The sequence below is a fragment of the Microcoleus sp. ARI1-B5 genome (assembly GCF_036705795.1).
GTDB lineage: Bacteria > Cyanobacteriota > Cyanobacteriia > Cyanobacteriales > Microcoleaceae > Microcoleus.
This window is the reverse complement of sequence record NZ_JAUBVK010000006.1, coordinates 115,384-135,208: the sequence shown is the minus strand read 5'-3', so window position 1 is coordinate 135,208 and position 19,825 is coordinate 115,384. Positions and strand designations below refer to the sequence as shown.

Here is a 19,825-nt window from a genome sequence, read left to right as displayed (position 1 = left end):
AACCCGCTCATGACGCACGATTTTTGGATGGTGCGTCATGCGTAAGCTCTGTCTCTGTAATTAACAGGATTTACGAACAAAGCCGTTTGAGAATAACTGCCAGTTCTATTGAGATTAGCTAACACACATGGGAATATTAGATATAGACGACATATATCGCATCAACTCTAGAAGCACAATATGAGCGCAGACGAACATATCCTGCAATTACCGCATATAAGTTTAAAGGGCAGAACGCTACTGCCAGAAGAATCGGGAATATATTACGTGGTAGATGAAAAATCCATAATTTGGTACATCGGAAAAGCAAAGAGTCTACGAACCCGGTGGACAGGTGACAGTCACCACAGACTAGATCAACTACAAAAGCAACGAAAACAACAGTTTACTATCTACTACGAATTATTGCCTGAATCGCTACTTGATATTAGAGAGCAGGAGCGGATTGAGCAGTACAGTCCGCAGTTGAATGGAACTAAAATCAAGGCTAAAAAATTACATCCAACAGAGACATTGTTACGGCAAACGTTATTTAGCCTAGCCCCTTACAGTTTTGTATTAGGTGTAGAAGCCGCCCGAAAAGAAGATATTAATTTCATCGAAGATTCTCTTAATTGGCAAGATAGTTGGAGAGTAAAAAAGGCTGTTTTGCCTCTGAGTGTAATACACATTTGCATAAATCTAAGTGAATTAGGCTACAACTGGCACTCAGAAATGCGTTTCCTGAGAAGGATTTTTAGAAAGCGCAGTAATTATTATAATAATTGGGAATTTGCTTATACTTATAAAGGTAAACCCATTTATGAATTAGCCGTGAGAAGATTGTTGGTTAATGGGTTCATTATAGAAGTATATGGAATCGAGCGAGAAGCATTACAATACATTCAAGGGTACGATGTGACTCAAGTGGCAAATGTAGACGTTAGGGCTGTTAATGAAGCTTCTTTAGCCCTCCTAAAAAATAAGTGTTTGCTTGGGATTGGAGGGATATCTTTGGCTAAAGATAACCAATATGACCTATATGAGAGACTTTCCCGCAAGGCTATACAACGAATATATCCTTATAAACAAGATTTGGTTAAATTACTTTTTAATGAAGAGATAGATTTCAGTAAAGATCAAGTATTACCAACCAACACAACAACTGTCAGGGATAGTAATACAGGTATGCTTGTAAGGTTAGCTAATCTTGCCAATAAAAAACACTATCTGGCGACCTTGTTAACGGAACGCGGTATTGACTTAAATCGTTATGAGGTAAATAGGTATCTAGAGCAACTACCAAAGGATGATAATTACATAGACAGCAGTACAGATAAAAGAATGAATATCTTTATTAAGCCATTCTTTGGTAAGCTCAAAGAGCCTATAGGAGACAGAATTGTTAATTCTGAAGTTATGCGGATGAACAATACAATATATGGTGCAAAAGGAATGACGAGTCAAATCTCTTTGCGCGAACGTTACAAAGAAGTTTATTTGCAGGCCACAGTAGATAGAGGGTTTTGGTTGCTGCTAGAAACCTACTTGTCGGATTTTGCTAAAGTAAAGCTGAACGAAGAAGAAGGATATGTAAGCAAGGCGTATGTATCGCCTAGAAGATTTATAGCACCTGCTATACTCACTGTCACCTTAAATGGGAAATGGAAAGCAGATATTCCATTTGGTTCTAAAGATAATATGTCATACGATGAAAGTGTAGACACGATCGCCCATCTTTTACAGGCAAGCGGAATCCCTAAGCTGAAGTTTTCATTCAAAGTAGAGTGTCTACGCACATAGCTGCTTGCAAAAAAAGAGTAATATCAATTACACAGTTTTTTAGACAAGCTGCATTAAAGGCGCAACAGCCTAGCTGATTAATAACCACTAACTATTGACTACTGACTAATGACTAATAGCGGCTAGCGGTTCCCAACTTGTCGCATCTTCAAATAAAGCTTGATAGCCCGCTGCATTCGGATGCAGGCCATCTGCAATCAGGCGCGATCGCCACCAATCACTGCCCCGATCGAGCCATTTATCAAAAATATCTAAATAGGGAATTCCCCGCAAATGACAAGCTAATTTCGTTGCTTCCTTGTAGCGATATTGGTCAGCATGACTGTAATACAAACAATCTTGAAAAGGCATTTTACTTTCATCCACCGGCACCATCCCCACAAATATCACCGGACAAAGTTGTTGGGATAGATTTAACAAATTATCCAAAACAGTTTTAAAATGTTCAAAATCAGTGTAGCTGCGCCCGGTAGGCGACTGCACTCTCGCCGAATCGTTGAGGCCTACGGAAAGAATAATCGCATCCGGGACGCGGTTTCTGAGCTCGCCACGCTGGCGAAACTCGTTTTCGAGGCGCTGAGCGACTTGATAGGTGCGATCGCCCCGAACGCCCAAATTGTATAAAACGTGTCCTGCACTCTCCGTTAACATCCACTGGCGCCGCAATCTTTCCACCCAACCCCCGCCTACACCGTCGCCGAAACCGTAGATTAAGCTGTCGCCAAAAGCAACCAATTTGAGGGGATGGGAATTTACCCGATGCAAGTGACCAAAGGAATAGGCTGTTGCTGCCTGCATAAGCAATGATACCCAGTAAATTATTTAAGAATCTTCAGACATATTAACCGCCATCGGGGCGGATCGGGCCCGGCCCGTGCAGGGGCAGCCAAGGTCTGATAGAATTGTCAGTCAAGTAGAATGTAACATTAAATAAAGTAGGTAATCTCATGGTTAAGCGTCCAACCTTCGATTCAACTCAGCTAACCCGTCGGGCGGAAGAGTTGATCAGTGCTGCCTCCAACCGCTATCGGATTACGGTGCAGGTGGCGAACCGCGCCAAACGCCGTCGCTATGAAGATTTTGACAATATGGACGACCATCAAATGAAACCTGTAATGCGGGCGATATTTGAGATGTCGGACGAATTGACTCAGCCGGAAATTATCGGAGACATCTAGACTGCGGGAGTTTTGAGTTTTGAGCGGTGAATTGCGAGCAATTTTTGTTAACTCAAAACTCAAAACTTTCTCAAACTAGACTGTGCGCTGGGGCGAGAAACTCGGTTTATTTTATATAGGCAAGGCAGCTAGAAATAGAGACGCAAGCGATCGGGACAGCACTCGTAAGAAACTATTTTTACCAAAGCGGGATGCTCCAAACCAAGTTTATTTTCGTAAATCATTAAATAGGAGAGCTGCTGGCAAGTAAGTTTATGAAATTATTCTATTTTTGAAATAGTCAAAACAGTGAAAAAATTAAAGCTAGGCTTGAGTTTTCTGTTAGTTACTTTGAGTGTGGCGATTTTCACGCTTTTGAGTGGGGTATTGGAATCGGGCGAACTGAGTATGTCGGCTTTGGAACCTTCGCTGCTGCGGAGTTCTGCGTCGGCGTCTGCGGTGCGCGTTGCTCAACAATCTGCGCCGTTGCAAGTGAGGGCGCAAGATGCGTGGAAATTTGTGTATGAAAAATTGCCGGATTTGCCGATCGAGAATAACTACATTTCTAAGGAAACTGGAAAAGTCGATCCAAACAATACTTTAGTCGGGCGCTTGATTCGATATCACGTGTTTGTCAAAGGAAGGCCGCCGAATTACCGCTTTGATTGGAAGTTGAGTTTAGCTGACTATCTGGGGGCGACTCCCGATTATTTGGTGGAAGGCGTGTATCCGGGAAACGATGTTTTGCGAGAAAATCCGATGGAACGCGATCGCGCTGCTATTCAAAGTTTAAATAAAAGACAGCGGGATGCTTTGGTTCAAGCTTTGGTTGATGTTTTTACCGAGAATTCCGGGCGCGGGCGCGCACCGGCGGCGGGGACAAAACCACAAGGGCGCGAGACTTCCCCGGAAATACCGCAGCCGCAGCCGGGAGATGCAAAGTTGCTGATACCGTAAGATTGGACGAGGCCTAGAAACCGGGTTTTTGGCTAATCTGCGTGGTACAACCCAGTATTTTCGGCAAAAACCCGGTTTCTCGACAGCAGCGGGTAAGTCCTAAAATCACCCAATCAATCAATCCAAAATCCAAAATCCAAAATCTAAAATCGATCGATGGAACGTGTAATTAAGACAGGTGTTGGCTGGCGTTTGGGGTGGAGCCCCGAGGCCGAGGAGTTTCAGGGTTTGGTGGCTGGGGAGGGTTGGGCGATGGAACTCACGGAAGCTGAGTTAAACGATTTCTGCCGATTGTTGGGACAATTGGCCGCCACAATGAGTCAAATGGCCTCTGAGTTAATGGACGAGGAAAAAATCGCCGTTGAAGCCGAAAGCGACTTGCTGTGGGTGCAGGTAGAAGGCTATCCCGAAGCTTACAGCGTGCAGTTGATCTTGAATGCTGGCCGTCGCGGCGAGGGTTTTTGGCCGGCGGCTGCGGCGCCCGGTTTGGTGCAGGCCGCAAAAGTTTTAAAAGTTTTTTGACATTTTCGGGAATTCCATGTTAAGCTATTAAAGCTGTCGGGGCGTAGCGCAGCTTGGTAGCGCACCACTTTGGGGTAGTGGGGGTCGCACGTTCAAATCGTGTCGCTCCGATTGTGATAAAACCTTCTCGCTTGAGAAGGTTTTGTCGTTTCTACAGTTCCGCAGCTAGAGTTGGACATTCTCACTCTTGGGTGACAGAGTATGTCAGACTCAGACATGAACTGCGATAAAAGTGCGATAAGTCCAAAGACTCGGTAAAGCTTAGACGAGCAATTGCATAAATCTTTGATGCGAGCCGGTCAACCGCAGATGCAAAGCTCCTCGACGCAGATGCAACGCAGATAATTTCAAATCTTGAGAGGTCTCATAAACAAGCTGAATCAGCGCGAAGCAGAGAAGCTGGTTTTAGACAAACTCGGGAAATTTCTCACTCAAACTTTGAGCGAAATAATACTGACACCAAAATTCTGCTACTTCTAACAACATGGGTATAGATTCAGGAGTTATGCCTGTGCCATAATGCAACGAATAGCATTCAACGTATTCTCTAGCTAGTTTATAAGTCCAATAGGGAAAATCTTGGTCTGCGAAACAACGCAGTGCATAGTCTAATTTCAGTAAATCTCCACTGCGGACAAAATGTACTGTTGTCCAGTGAACATTACGACGGTCATCTCCTTGTAGGCTATCAATTTTTTTCAACAACCTATTGATAGATTGCTCGCCTTCATCACTAGGATTTTCTAAGTAAATTTCCATTTGGGCGATCGCTTCATCCATTACCTGTTTGTGCTGTTCCCATTCTTCCTCGGGGTAGTGTTCGGGACAAGTAGCCTGATTCATCTGGTGTTGTACTCGTTTAGCAATGTCGAACCCAAATTTTTCGGCGGCAACTCGATCCGCGCACAAACTTTTGATACTTGTCAGCCTGGTTATGGAAATAGCAAATCGAGTTTCTTTAGCTTCTTTGGCTGTTTGAACCCATTTTTGGATTTTAGTGGCAATATTAGGTTGTGATTTTTTTTGTTTCATTTTAATTAATAGAATGCACAAATGTCGTCTATGTCTTTGTGTATTATACATAAGGCTATCCCAGAGATGGCGATCGCCCAAATCGGTTGTTTTTGGGAAATTTTGCTGTGACTCGGCCGATCGCAATGAGAGTCGCGGGTTCAAATTCCGCTGCTGCGATCGCAAAAACCCGCCTAATTAAGCGGGTTTAGTAGTTGTCCTAAATATTTTCACTCTTGAGCAATAATTAAACACTCAGTGCCAACTTTCGACAGAAAATCTGGAAATGCTGATGTGGGGTTCCCATCTTTGTTTACAACTCTGCGGAGTGTATAGCCTTTTTCAGGAGGTCTGCCGAAAAACGAGTTTCTGCGATCCCAGATATCCCCATTCGGAGTGTTCGGATCTCGATCGATCAAAAAATCCATAATCCACGGCGGCACAGACAATCCAAACGCGATCGGCGTGATGTGTCCGTGCTGCAAAGTGGCATCCGAGAAGCGGAACAAGTAGCTGAAGCGAGAAAATTTGACGGCATAAAGTAACATCCGTCCCGCCATTGATGAATGAAATGTCCAGACAACAGGTTCATAAATCCGCAGCAATAACGTCCGTTGCTCGGCATTCCATTCTGAATTGTACATCGTCAGACAATAGTCCGGTAAAATATTCCCGTCCATAAAGAAGATACCTTGCAGAACTTCGGGGAATTCGGGTGGATGTTCTGCTTTCATCCAAGTTGCGATGTCTTTTAGTTTCTTTGTTTCGATTAACATGGTATTATTTAACCTCGAAAATTGTTTACATTTCGTGCCCAGTTAGATAACCAAAATTAGGTTCGATCGTTCGGACTTCAGTTTTTCTTCAGACCGGGATAGAAAACTAAAGTCCGATGCTGCGAACGGGTTTTTGCGCTTTGATTTAGGCTGGGGATGAGGACTGAAGTCCGAACGCTCGAACCTGGTTTTTGGATTAATTACCCCTGCAAATTAGGTGCCCGCGATCGCCGAACTTTGCCAACGGTACTCATGACATCCACCAACATCTTGAGTGCAACATCTTTAGCGGGACAAATCCGTCCCGCACTCCGATCGCCCACCGCATGAAATCCCATATGATAAGGGCACAAATTCTCGCGTTTAGCGTTGAATTCGTACACCGTAGAGCCCCAGAAACTGCCGTCTAGGTGTCCCAAACTGATCGGTATCAGTACCTTGGTGCCGACGGGGAAAGTGCGCTGTTTGCCCGCTACCGTGGCGGTGAAGGGCTCTGTCGCGACTCGGTGCGTGGCGCTGACGGGAGCCCAGAGGCGCGCGCATTCCAGGAGGAAAAGCTCGATCGACTGGCGATCGTCCAAATCGAGATCGTCCCAAAAATCCGTCGGATTAATTTGGGCTGTCTGTGTTCCTTTATACGCCGGGAGAGGGCGGTATCCCATAGCCGTGTAGCCTAGGTGCAGGGGGCCTTGCAGTCCCGCTATCCCCATAATTGCTGTCATCAGCTTCGCCAATTCCCGCCTAGTCATGTTGTTATTTTCCGAGCTCACCTCGAAGTCGGCTAAGGCGGGAGAATTTTCGTATATCGTCGCCGCGCGCTCGATTAAAGCCGACAAATCCCCGTGTCCAAACAGGTTCAGGCTTTGCAGCAGGCTGCCCGCGACGGCGAAGTAGTGCGCTGGGCTTTGGCGGATGTAATGTAAATCGGTGAGAAGTTCGATCGACTCCTTGTCGTCTGGGTTAATCCCAAAAATTACGTAGTGCAGGTATGGAACTAAAAATCCCATCCAACCGCGCCTGACATCGGTAAAAAATGTTCCCCCCGCACCGTGCGGCATCTCGGTATAATCCGCCGCCAGCCGAGCGAGCAACCGCCTGCTGATTTCGTCTTCTTGGCGATCGGTTGTGGCGCTGTTGAAGAGATATTTCTGCATACAGCTTCGGAATGCTGCGTGGTTGCTGGTACCGTCTGGTTCGCGATCGGACAAAGACAGCAGGAAAAGGTTCCTACCGCCGACATCTTGGTTGGGGGACAGATCCGGATCGAGCACAGAAGTACCCAGCCGCCATCCGCGCGCCTGAGGCGATGTCAGTGCTTTTTCCAGCGTGTCAAACTCTCCCATCACCACTTGTCCCGCGCAGCAAAAATTTGCTCCCAAAGCCAGCCGTTTTGCCGGCAAATACGTGGGTTCGTTGGCAATTAAGCCTTCAATTAGGGCGATCGCGGGCAGCATCGTTTTGCTGAGACTCTCCTGGGGATTTTGCAAAGCCCAAGCCTGAAACTCGTTCAGGGCAGGGTTCATCAGCGGTGAGAAAATAGTATCTAAATTTAGGTTCATGATAATTCCTCCGAGCTCCTCTGGCTATAACACGCTTCGGATTTAGCAGCAAGAGGGTATTGAACCCCTATTGACCGAGATTCAATACCCCCAAAAATGCGAAAATCAGTAAGTATAACTATAGCCATCTTTATTGGTGAACGTCGTGGCAATATAGATTAATTCTACTGAATATGTCTGCGTCCAAGTCTAGCCTTATTCCGGAGATTTGATGGAATTTATTACAAATTTATGGTAAGTAGATATACTCTCGGCTTCTCAAGTATTAGCCCCAATCTCTGAGAGTCGCAGATAACTGCGGTTATCTGCGACTACTTACTATTAGATTGAGCTAAAATCGGCGACACCAATCAGACTCGAAGACACTCCAGTTAGAGAAGCTAAAATTTCTCCGGTTGCCGCCAAGCGAATTAATGTTGCACCGCTACTTTCAGCGATCGCCAATTGCGAAAAAGTAATGCCGTTGGCGAGTGTTAGCAAATCTTTGCCATCTTCAAAGTCGGCGATCGTATCGATGCCCGAATTGGTAGATAGTAGGAAGCGATCGCCCCCGAGGCCTCCAATCAAACTATCATCTCCATTTTCACCGCTGAGGAAGTCGTCGCCATCACCGCCAAGCTGGATATCGTTACCTTTGCCGCCGTAAAGACTGTCGTTGCCTTCACCTCCAATCAGGCTATCTTGACCGCGATTTCCGAACAGGATATCTTGCCCGTTATTGCCGAATAAATTATCGATTCCTTTGCCGCCGTAAAGACTATCGTCGCCGTCGCCGCCGTCGAGGGAATCATTGCCTTGATTTCCGTGTATCCAGTCATTACCGCCAAAGCCGCTGAGAGTATCATTGCCGCGTTTGCCGGTGATGACATCGTTACCGCTGTCGCCGGAGAGGATGTCGTCGCCGTCAGTGCCGCTTTGAGTGGAGTTAGCTGCGATCGCATCTAATTCCCCCCTAATCAAAGGAACAGCAGGAACGGACGGCAGAGTCGCTTGTTGAATTTGGGCATCTAAAGCAGCGCCAGTATTTTCCGCAACTACCGCTGCAATAGTTTTAATGCCGGCACCGGCTTCCTTGAAATCTTTGGCTGTCTCCCCTAAAGCTACCTTTTGCACGCGCGCAACTTCTCGGTTAATTGAAGCTGTTGCCGTGTTGGATACAACGAAGTCAATGCGCTGATTTGCTTCGGCCATTACCTTAGCTGCATCCGGGGCAATTTGCGACAACTGCTGGCTGTTAAAAGTCGAGTCTAACTGTTGGGAAATAGTTAGAGATTGCCGGAAAATTGACTGCAATTGGGCGGCATCGCTGAGATTGAGAGTTGTACCCGATTGAATTTGACCGGCGATCGCACTTACAACCGCTTTCACAATGTCAGTATTTGTCAGATTGGATGCACCGTCAATCAGTGCAACTGTTTGAGTGATGAAATTTTGGACTTTTACCATTGCAGTCAAAGTTTCGACACCGCCCGCTATATTGTTTTCGGTAGCTGCGATCGGGTCAAAATCAGTGATGTCAACTTCAGCGGGAATCGAAAGAGAAGAGTTGACCAGAGATTCGGCGCGATCGCTGTCAATTCCTTTGTCAATTAAATCCGCTACCAGAGTAGTTAACAGCGTGACAACAGTAGCGTAAGGCGGTGCAGTGACGGGTGTTTCTAGAGGCAAACCCGTAGCAGTATCTGTGCCGCCGAAAGCAACAATATTGCCTTCATCAGGATCGACTTCGCCATTTTGATTCTTGTCAAACACCTCGGAGGAAAAATCGAGTTCGTATTCACCTTTAGGGCCAGTTTTTGTAGAAGGTTCCTGGGTATCCAGTACCCCATTCTTGTTAGCATCAAAGAACACAGTAGCGCCAGCAATGTAACCGTCGATTACAGAACCCCGACCTTGATTGTAAAGATCGAAAAATGCTATATCTGATGCACCGGCAGCATCCCTGGCTGTTACCCGAATCCAGTAGTTTTGCTCGAGAGGCAACCTATTGTCAACTATGAAAGTCCGACTGCTGGCGTCGAAACTCATGCCAGTTGGTAAGGGGCTAATGCGGTTCCAACTTGTCGGGATTGGCGATTGCCCCCCGCTGACATTTCGCCACTCAAAGTTGGTGACATTTTCATACCAATCAGCAGTGTAAGTCAGCGTATCGCCGGGATCGGGGTCAGCGAAAGTGTTGTTTTGAAAAGTAAACTGCAATCTGCTAGGACGCCTACCCGATGCCAGTAACCTCAAACCTTGTTCGCGAAAAGGAATGTTTAAGACTGGCGGACGGTTGACGCCCGGACTCAGATTCAGATTAATATAACCTGACGATCCGCCGAAGCCGTCTACTGCTATTTTGTAAGTTCTACCGGCAGTAGCAGTAAAGTTGACTCGACTGGTTTGACCGCCAGCAGGGTCGTTATTATTGCTAGCAACAGTCGCCAAACTAGAAACAGAACCGCCAGTGTAAACCCCCAACAAAGTATCGAAAGAACTGCCGGCTGTAGAAACTGTTACCGGGCCGGAACTTGGGGCTGTCCAAGACCACCAAATAGATTTACCGCCGCTGTTACCTGCGTGATTTAATTCTCCTGTCTGTTTGGTGCCGTTGACATTTAAACCAGTTGTGGAAAAAAAACTACCGCTGACAGTTTTAGCTTTCTCAAAATTATCGTTTGAGTGCCGCCAATTAGCAGCATAAATTGCCGTATTGTTCAGTGTGCGAGCATTATTTGTCGAACTCGTTCCTGTGGGTTCGCCGAGATGAGTGAGATCGGGATTAGACCAGCGATTGATGCGTGGAATGGGTGGAGTGGGAGGCTCAGTCTGGTAAGACATGATGGTGCGGAAAGTGTTTGGACCCGTGGTATCCCGATAGCCGTAAGAGTAGGGATAAGCAATATCACCACCAGTGCTTTCTGCATTATGTTGAGCACCTAAATTGTGTCCTAGTTCGTGGGCAAAAGTTAAATTTCCTACTGCACAACTCGTTTTAATTACAGTAAAGCTTGAATTTGCAAACCCATAGCTTGGAGTTGTCATTAGGGAACCCCGACCGCAGATACCGGACTCTAAGTTATTAACAAATAAGCTCACCATGTCAGCCGAATAGGTATTCCGCAATTGGTGAACGTTGTCTAGAAAACCGTCGGAAGTATTGCGGAGTCTGTCTAAATCTGTGATGGAATTGCCACTTTCGCTGTAGGATATTTCCTCTCTGTGTACTATCCGTATCCGCTGGTTTACGCCACTATTTTCGTAACCTAAATTTGTTTCAGATTCAGCCAAGTCAATTAAGGTATTCATGGCGGCAGTACCACCGGCACCGTCTCTGGCTGACTTGGTATAAACGACCATGACATCTATTACCGCAGGGTCGTCGCCAGTCAAATCTCCGCTGATGTCTGGAAGGTCAGCAAAACTGTCGCTGGGGACGGGAACTGCATCGCTTTCTTGCTTTAATTCGGGAGAATCAGGAAAGGCGGCTTGGTCGATTTCTCGAATGCTATGGAGACCGTTACCGGCGTAGCGGATTTGGTAAAATTTGTCTTTATACCTGATATTGCCGATCGCAACGCCATCCTTTTTACTGTTGGTCAAGATGACTTCACTGTCATCTAAAGCACCTTTAATTCGACCAATTCGCACCCAACTTTCTCCATTGTATGAGGTTTTTACTTTGTCAATGATTACGTCAAAAGACGTATCGTTGAATAAGTTAAGGTTGAGCGATCGATCGTCTAAATCCAGTTGCGGCTTGTCTATTAAGTCAAATTTGACATTAGATAACCGCTGGCGCTTAACAGTGGGGTCGTCAAGGTCGGGTTCTGCAACAATTTGTCCCGGTATCAGGGGAATGAATAGAGAATTAGATTTGTTTGCTGGGGTATCGTTATCGCTATTGGTAACAGCAACATCGGCTGCATTTAACCCGGAGTATTTAGTGTCATTGCTGACAGCAGGTGCGGTAACAATGGTGTAATCTTTATTCCCGTCAGCAACACTGTCGTCTACCCCGGTTACTGTTACATTTTGCGGTGCATTCCAGTTGGCAGAGTTGAAGGTAAGAGATACAGGTGAAACTGTTCCTTCTGCTGTATTGGAACTGCTTAAATCTATTTTGACATCAGCAGTAGGTTGAGCGTTGAGTTTGACATTAAATGTTGCTTTTCCTTCCCCTTCATTAGTCGTTAATCCTGTTGTTGGGTTAACAGTAATACCAACAGGTGTTGCCGATCGTATTGGCGTGACAGGCGTTGGCGTTGGCGTCGGTGGCGCAGGTGTTGGCGTCGGTGGCGCAGGTGTTGGCGTTGGTGGCGCAGGCGTTGGCGTCGGTGGCGCAGGCGTTGGCGTTGGTGGCGCAGGCGTTGGCGTCGGTGGCGCAGGCGTTGGCGTTGGTGGCGCAGGCGTTGGCGTTGGTGGCGCAGGCGTTGGCGTTGGTGGCGCAGGCGTTGGCGTCGGTGCAGTATCGTTATCGGTAATGGCGACATTGACACCCCCAATTGCGATCGCACTATACTTACTATCAGCACTCGTAGCGGTATGAGAAATACTGCCCGTATGACTTCCTTCCACAACCGCATCGTCAACAGCCGTGACTGTGACAGGTTTCGCCACATTCCAGTTAGTAGCGTCAAAGGTAATCGGCGCGATCGCACTTATTTGATTCCCCACATCAAAGCTAATATTCACCGCTGCGGTGGGCTGCGAATTTAGTGTAACTGTATAACTGCCATTCGCAAATCCTTCCGTAGCAGTTGCGATCGCAGGAGAAATGCTGACACCTGCTGTGTCGTTGTCGCTGTTGGTGATGCCGACATCCGAGGGATTGAGATTGCTGTAATTGCTGTCTGTACTGACAGCAGCAGCAGTAACAATATTGTACGTTTGACTGCCGTCAGCAATATTGTCATCAACACCTGTTACCGTTACCTGCTGCGGAGTATTCCAGGTATTGGGAGTGAAAGTTAGGGTATTTGTCGAAACAGTTCCCTCTGCGGGATTGGAACTGGTGAGTGCGATCGCCACTGGTGCGATCGGCTGCGTGTTGAGGACAACGCTGAAATTAGCTTTTCCTCCCGCTTCAGTCGTAGTTAATCCCGCTGTCGGGTTAACGCTAATGCCAGGAGTTTCGTTATCGCTGTTACTAACGCTGACATCCGAGGGATTGACATTGTTGTAATTGCTGTCGGTACTGACAGCCGCAGCGGTGACAATATTGTAAGTTTTACTGCCATCAGCAATGCTGTCATCAACACCAGTCACCGTTACCGTTTGCGGTGCATTCCAGTTGGCAGGAGTGAAGGTTAAACTATTGCTAGAAACTGTTCCCTCTGCCGGATTGGAACTACTCAAACCAATGTTAACGTTAGCACTCGGTTGAGTATTGAGTTTGACGGTAAATGTCGCAGTGCCGCCCGCTTCTGTCGTCACTAATCCGCTAGCGGGATTGACGGCAATTCCCGCAGTATCGTCATTAGTAATAGTCGTTGTGGCGCTAGCAGTTGTAATTGTCGGATTTGGGCCGGGTGCAACCGGATTTGATAAGGTGACAGTAATAGTTTCGTCAGGTTCGATCGCACTATCGCCCAACACATCCAGCGTCAGAGTTTTGGATGTTTCGCCCGCAGCGAAATTAACCGTACCAGCGACGCCAGTTGCCCCGGAAGTGCCGCCGATCTTGTTGTAATCGCTGCTGTTTGTAGCAGTTCCTCCAATTGCATAATTTACACTGCTTACAGCATTGATGCCGCCGCTGCGAGTCACCGTGAAAGTAACAGGAGTTTTGCCGCTGTTGCCTTCGGCGGTGCTGGGAGTACCAGCAGCAATGGCGTAATCTATGGCATCATTGGCAGCAATTGTCAGTGTTGTTTGTTTTGTTGTACCTGCAATCCCGTCAGTAATTGTGCCAAAGTTGAACACCGCTGTTTCGGCGTTCTCTGGGATATTGTCAGGTTTGACAGTGACTGCTATATTCTGAGTCAGGGTTTTGGTACCTGCACTGAAGGTGAGAGTGGTAGGTGAAAAAGTGTAGTCTGAAGTTTGGGTAGCACTGCTGCTGGGGTTAATTGCGATCGGCACTATCAAATCTTTGACGGGACTGCTGCTGACAGTAACCGGAATATTAATAATAGTATCCGCGTTTCCTTCTGTGCCGCTGTAGGCAGCAGCGCCGAAATTCACTACAGGTGTATTGTTGAGTAAAACCGAGACATTGTTAGAATTTGTCCCGTTGTTTGCTGTTACTAAGTCTGTCTTGCCGTCAGCGTTAAAGTCCCCAACAGCAACAGCATAGGGATTAGCCGCCGCACCAAAGTTGCTAGCAGCCCCAAAACTGCCCGTACCATCTCCCAACAAAACCGAGACATTGTTAGAGTTTGTCCCGCTGTTCGCTACAGCTAAGTCTGACTTGTTATCGCTGTTAAAGTCTCCGACTGTAACAGAATAGGGACTTGTCCCCGCATTAAAGTTAGTAGCAGCCCCAAAACTGCCTGTCCCCGTCCCCAACAGAATTGAGACGTTGTTAGATTGATTGTTTGCCGTGGCTAAGTCTAACTTGCCGTCAGCATTAAAGTCTCCCGCGACGACAGACTGCGGACTTGTCCCCGCATTAAAGTTAGTAGCAGCCCCAAAGCTGCCTGTACCTGTCCCCAACAGGATCGATACGTTGTTAGATTGATTGTTTGCCGTGGCTAAGTCTAGTTTGCCGTCAGCATTAAAGTCTCCCGTGACGACAGACAGCGGCTGTTTCCCCACAACATCAAAGTTGGCAATCGCACCAAAGCTGCCCGTACCTGTTCCCAACAGGATGGATACATTGTTAGTGCTTCCGAAGGTGTATGTTGCCGTAGTTGCCGTAGCTAAATCTGGCTTGCTGTCCCCGTTAAAGTCCCCGACAGCAACAGAGGGAGTAAATATCCCTGTACTCAATGTTGTGGCGTTGCCAAAGTTACCTGTGCCTGTCCCCAACAGAATCGATACGTCATTAGAGACAAACTCCCCCGATCCGGTACTCTGAGGTGCGGCTAGATCCAGGTTGCCATCGCTGTTAAAGTCTCCCACGGCAAGGAAGTTGGGCCTACCCCCGGCGTTAAAGTTAGTGGCAGTGCCAAAGCTGCCTGTACCTGTCCCCAACAGAATGGAGATGTTGCTAGATCCACTATTTGATGTGGCGATATCTGGTTTGCCGTCTTTGTTAAAGTCTCCGACAACAACGGAATTGGGATTTGCGCCGACTGGAAAGTTGGTTGCGGTACTGAAAGTAGACATGATTAATTCCCCGATTAATTGACAACAGTAATTTTTGATTTTTGAAGCTGTGAAACTGATGCAAATCGCACCTAAGTTGGTGGCATCAGTATCCCGACGATCGCAAGTACAATTATGCCACCTCCCACAGCGATCGCTGCTATATTCCATAGCGAAAATCGACTGTTAGGATCGTGGTATGGTACCATTAGATTGTTGAGTTCATTCACACTCTTTTGAACAGGAAGCAGAGCGATTACAGAAAGTAATCCCGCTAGTCTGTATGGAATTGGGAGATTCCGACAAAATACGATAATCCCAATCCAAGCAACAGTCAGCCAAAGGGGACTAAAGTTGGCATAAACACTGCGAGATTTAGCCCAATTTTTAATCTTTGCAAGTAAGGGATAGCAATATAAAGTCCCGAATACAGTTCTCCAAAAGGGGCTAATGTTGCTTTCATCTTCCGCTTTTAATAGCTGCCAGTTTTTGTAAAACCAAAACAGTTGATAAAATCCAAACGTTACTATGGACATCACGAACAACTTAAACCGAGAAACAGGAAAGAAGATAGTTTGTGACTGTTCGTTCATATCAAAAACCTCATTGGTGGATACATTAATACTCGATCGGGACTTATACCCAATCCGGTCGATTATCTAATATGGTAGGGGCGGGTTCACCAACAATATCAGCCAATAATTGACAATCTCAAAAACCCGCCCCGGACGCGATCGTACTGTCGAAAATCGGGGCGGGTTTACAGAATCTCTCGTTTCTATTAAAGATATTCGCGAACCCGCCCCTACAGAAATTATGGTCGATTAACCGGACATCATATCAGTCCTATTGCTATTAGATGGAGCCAAAATTGCTGGCATTAATCGCACTTGCCGTCACCCCATTCAGAGAGGCTAAAATTTCTCCGGTTGCTGACAAGCGGATGAAAGTTGAACTGTTTTCTTGAGTAATTGACAATTGCGCGAAAGTCAGACCGTTACCCAAAACTAACAAGTCTTTACCAACTTCAAAGTCAGTAATAGTATCAGTCCCGGCATTGGTGGAAAGCAAGAATTTATCTACCCCATTCCCTCCAGTCAAACTATCACTTCCCAAACCGCCATCCAACAAATCATCACCGCGATTTCCAAACAAGACATCATCACCGCTACCGCCCAGCAAAGTATCGTTACCTTTGCCGCCGAACAGAGTGTCATTCCCAACACCGCCATCTAGGGAATCATTGCCCCTCAGACCCAGCAAAACATTATTCGTACTGTCGCCAGTGAGAATATCGTTGCCATTTGTACCGAGAATTCGGTTCGGAGAATTGCTACCCAAATTAGCGTCACCAGTGACAACAGGAACCGCCGAGCCCTCCGGCAATGTCACAGCTTGAATTTTGGTATCTAAAGCAGCACCAGTATTCTCAGCAACTAACTGGGAAATTGGCTTGCTTCCCGCACCAACTGCTTTGAAATCTTGAGTAGTTGCGCCTAAAGCTACTTGTTGGACGCGGGCAACTGCTTGGGGAATTGATGTTCCTGCTGGGTTGGAGACAGCGGCATCAATGCGCTGATTGGCTGTTGCCATTACTGTCGCAGCTTGCGAGGTAATTTGGGTGACTTTTTGAATGTTGAAACTGGGGTCAATCTGCTGGATTTTAGCAGCGGCTTGCTGAATTATTGGTTCTAGGGCGGCTGCATTACTGAGATTTAAGACAGAACCGGATTGGATTTTCTCGCCCATTGAACCCACAACAGCCTTGACAATATCCTGAGTAGATGCACTAGATGCGCCGTCAATTAAACCGGCTGTTTGAGTTATCGCGTTTTGGACTTTTACCATTGCTGCGAAAACTTGGACGCCGCCCGGTTGGTTGTTGTTGGTGGCTGCGATCGGGTCTAAGGTAGTCAGGTCAACATCAGCGGGGAGAGAAAGCGCTGATTTGACTAAAGATTGTGCTGTTTCCGGTGCAACTCCCTTGTCTGTCAAGCCGGCGACTAAGCTGGTTAACAGCGTGACAACTGTAGAATCTGGTGGTGCGGTGAGTGGTGTTTCTAGAGGTAAACCAGTGGCGGTGTCAGTACCACCCGTGGCAACTAAATTTCCTTCTGATGAGTCAATTTCTCCATTCTGATTTTTGTCGAAAATGTCGAAGGGAATATTGAGATTAAACTCACCGTTGCTGTCAGTGATGGTGGATGGTTCGTCAGTATCTTTAATGCCGTTTTTGTTGGCATCTAAGAAGAGAGTTGCACCCGCGATATAACCGTCAATTGCAATGCCAGTAGAAAAGCGATTGTCGCGGTACAGGTGGAAAGAGTCACTGACACTAGCACCAGCATTGTCCGTTGCTGTCACCTTAATTGGCAAATAGAATTGCAGGGGAACATTGCCCGCATTCAAATTAACGTTAAAGGTGAGTGTATTCGGATCGAACTTAAGCCAATCCGGCGGAATGAAATTGCCAGTATTCGGGTTGACGCTAAGCCAATCGATAGGGGGAATTCCTCCCGGGCGAAAACTGTTGGCTGGTTCCGGTACAAGTGAGTAGGAATAAGTCAGTTTATCGCCCGGATCGTCGTCGATAAAAGTATTAGCAGCAAGAGTTAAACTGAAGTCGCTGTGAAAATTCTGGCGACCCTGACTGAGGATGGGATTGTTAACCCTTGGCGGACGGTTCCCAACAATGCCTCCTGCTAAGGCCAGTACATCAACGCGCTTGAAATCAAGACCTGTATTGGTAACGTTATCGTCTTCGTCGTCCCCGTCGTTGATAGTGACACCCGTTGATTTCAAAAGATTGGCGAACTCGGTTGGCGTCAGTTTGCGGCCCAATTTTTGCTGTGCTAACTGTTGGGCTAATACAGCAATCCCGCTAATGTAGGCTGTAGCTTGACTGGTACCGTGATAGGTGATTAAATCGCCATCTTTGCCCGCACCGGTGACAGGTGCCCCCGGTGCGAAAACTGTGCTTAATGTCGCGCTACGCTGAGAAATGGGGAGAATGCGATCGGCAGCAGTGGTATTAGCGGTGACGAATTTTGTAGGATCATACTTGACAAAATAATCGTCATAATTGTACAGACCAATGTCAGAGTTATATACCGCGCCAACTGACAGCGAATTCGGATCGGCGGCAGGGTATTGCACGCCTGGATCGTTCTGGTACTGGTAGTAACGGTTGCCTGATGAGGAGGCAACAATTATATTCTTCGCCGCCAAAGCTGCCAGTTCATCTCCAATACCGTAGGGTAAAGTAGAAGTAGGACTGGGATAATTTTCGGCGTCGCCGAAGGACATATTGACACTGGCAATCTTGTAAGTGTCTGCATTTTCCAATACCCACTGCAAGGCTTGTTCTACAAATGCAAACTTATTTTTTTCGTCTTTTTCACGAGGCGTATCCCGAAATACCTTGAGGCCGATAATGTTAGCACCTGGTGCCACCCCTTTGTAGGTTGAGTCTTGGGAACCAATGATGCTTGCAATGTTCGATCCGTGTCCTTTTCTGTCGCTAGCATCCGCGTCGCCGTCGGCAAAATCGTAGTTAAAAACGATGCGATCGCTGATGCCGTTTGAGTTGGTGTCCGGGCCAAAAAATGGGTGATTTAAGTCTATGCCAGTATCTAATACTGCTACAGAATAACCGCTGCCGTCAATCCCGGAAAAACTCGGTGTGGCGCGGAATTTATCCAGCTTAATCAATGAATTGGATACACTGGCGGGGGTCAAATGATTGGGATTGGGGTCATCAGTGCCGTCAATATCGTTAAAATTCGCTGGGGCGATCGGGTTGTTATTAATCAGCGAAGTGGTGACATTAGGGTTGAGTGTGGTAACAGAATTGGTGCTGTTAACATTGGTAAGATTCGGTGTGGCAGCAAGGAAATTGTTGTTGCTCAGGAAATTGAATGAATTGGGGTTGCTGCTGTTAGAAGAGTTTGTGGTATTTGAACTTAACGGCGTAGGTGTGGAGGAAGTATCTTGATACCCTGTGGTTGTGACACCTGAAAGGCGAGGTACAGCAGACAGATTTAAGTTGTATGGAGTTTCGGCACCATTAACTGAAGCAACTCGAATTCTGTAAGTGCCGTGTTCCAAAAGGCGGTTGATTGACTTGGAAGAGTTGCCAGAATTTTGTGCCGTTGAGATGACATTTAGACTGCTGTCAAGCAGTTCAACTTTCACATCAGAAGTGAATCCGTTGACTGACAAGCTGAAGTCATTTTTAGCACCGATCGTGAATTTGTAGAAATCTTCGTCAGCGCTGCTAACTGAATCACTATGAGTTTTGAGAGCAGAAGTTACATTGATGTCACTGGCTGTATTTGCCGTGTTTGCAGCGTCGTCTTTTGGTGCGGCAGTAGTGGTCTTGTTGTCAAGATTGGTAACAGCAACATCGGCTGCATTTAACCCGGAGTAGTTGCTGTCATTGCTAATAGCAGGTGCGGTAATAATGGTGTAAGCTTTGTCGCCATCAATTACAAGGTCATCAACACCTGTTACTGTTGCCGTTTGTGCTATAGTCCAGCTAGCAGAAGTGAAGGTAAGTGATTGCGGAAAAACAGTTCCTTCTGCTGTATTAGAACTGCTTAAATTTATTGTGACATCGGCAGTAGGTTGGGTATTGGGTTTGACAGTAAATGTTGTTTTTAGTCCGCCTTCATCAGTCGTTAATCCTGTTGTTGGGTTAACAGTAATACCAGGAGGTGTCACTCTTCTGACAGGTGTTGGCGTTGGTGGCGTGACAGGTGTTGGCGTTGGTGGCGTGACAGGTGTTGGCGTTGGTGGCGTGACAGGTGTTGGCGTTGGTGGCGTGACA

Annotated in this window: 11 protein-coding genes and 1 tRNA gene; 5 read left to right on the top strand and 7 right to left on the bottom strand. The window is 46.8% G+C overall.

Going from position 1 to position 19,825, the window contains the following annotated elements; all coding sequences use genetic code 11:
- Positions 1-180 precede the first annotated feature (180 nt).
- Positions 181-1,782 carry a GIY-YIG nuclease family protein gene (locus QUB63_RS12080; RefSeq protein WP_332945365.1) on the top strand — a complete coding sequence of 534 codons (1,602 nt, stop codon included), beginning with the start codon at positions 181-183 and terminating at the stop codon, positions 1,780-1,782.
- A gap of 105 nt (positions 1,783-1,887) precedes the next feature.
- Here the strand turns inward: QUB63_RS12080 and QUB63_RS12075 are convergent, their stop codons facing one another.
- Positions 1,888-2,580: a GDSL-type esterase/lipase family protein gene (locus QUB63_RS12075; RefSeq protein WP_332945364.1), complete on the bottom strand. Its 693-nt coding sequence runs from the start codon at positions 2,578-2,580 to the stop codon at positions 1,888-1,890.
- Positions 2,581-2,729: 149 nt separating this feature from the next.
- On the opposite strand from QUB63_RS12075, the gene QUB63_RS12070 reads away from it, so the two are divergent.
- The 4 genes from QUB63_RS12070 (at position 2,730) to QUB63_RS12055 (ending at position 4,529) form a co-directional block, all read left to right on the top strand.
- On the top strand, positions 2,730-2,960 hold the full coding sequence (locus tag QUB63_RS12070) for a DNA-directed RNA polymerase subunit omega (protein ID WP_332945363.1): 231 nt from the start codon (positions 2,730-2,732) through the stop codon (positions 2,958-2,960).
- 288 nt (positions 2,961-3,248) lie between these two features.
- Positions 3,249-3,896 (top strand): hypothetical protein, encoded by a 648-nt coding sequence (locus QUB63_RS12065; RefSeq protein ID WP_332945361.1) that lies wholly within the window; start codon positions 3,249-3,251, stop codon positions 3,894-3,896.
- A 156-nt stretch (positions 3,897-4,052) separates the two neighbouring features.
- Positions 4,053-4,418 carry a DUF1818 family protein gene (locus QUB63_RS12060; RefSeq protein WP_332945359.1) on the top strand — a complete coding sequence of 122 codons (366 nt, stop codon included), beginning with the start codon at positions 4,053-4,055 and terminating at the stop codon, positions 4,416-4,418.
- Between the two features lie 37 nt (positions 4,419-4,455).
- Positions 4,456-4,529 (top strand) — tRNA-Pro (locus QUB63_RS12055).
- A 294-nt stretch (positions 4,530-4,823) separates the two neighbouring features.
- On the opposite strand, the gene QUB63_RS12050 is transcribed toward QUB63_RS12055, so the two are convergent.
- The 6 genes from QUB63_RS12050 to QUB63_RS12025 all read right to left on the bottom strand — a co-directional run.
- A complete protein-coding gene (locus tag QUB63_RS12050) occupies positions 4,824-5,450 on the bottom strand; it encodes a hypothetical protein (RefSeq protein ID WP_332945357.1) in 627 nt (208 codons plus the stop codon).
- A gap of 209 nt (positions 5,451-5,659) precedes the next feature.
- Positions 5,660-6,205: a hypothetical protein gene (locus tag QUB63_RS12045; RefSeq protein WP_332945356.1), complete on the bottom strand. Its 546-nt coding sequence runs from the start codon at positions 6,203-6,205 to the stop codon at positions 5,660-5,662.
- Between the two features lie 200 nt (positions 6,206-6,405).
- Complete coding sequence (locus QUB63_RS12040) at positions 6,406-7,764, bottom strand: cytochrome 450 (RefSeq protein WP_332945354.1); 1,359 nt, start codon at positions 7,762-7,764, stop codon at positions 6,406-6,408.
- Between the two features lie 321 nt (positions 7,765-8,085).
- The gene (locus tag QUB63_RS12035; RefSeq protein ID WP_332945353.1) at positions 8,086-15,018 is read right to left on the bottom strand and encodes an FG-GAP-like repeat-containing protein; all 6,933 of its coding nucleotides are present in this window, start codon (positions 15,016-15,018) and stop codon (positions 8,086-8,088) included.
- A 71-nt stretch (positions 15,019-15,089) separates the two neighbouring features.
- Complete coding sequence (locus QUB63_RS12030; RefSeq protein ID WP_332945352.1) at positions 15,090-15,590, bottom strand: hypothetical protein; 501 nt, start codon at positions 15,588-15,590, stop codon at positions 15,090-15,092.
- 262 nt (positions 15,591-15,852) lie between these two features.
- Positions 15,853-19,825 (bottom strand): S8 family serine peptidase (locus tag QUB63_RS12025; protein WP_332945351.1); only part of this gene is annotated, 3,973 nt, incomplete at its 5' end.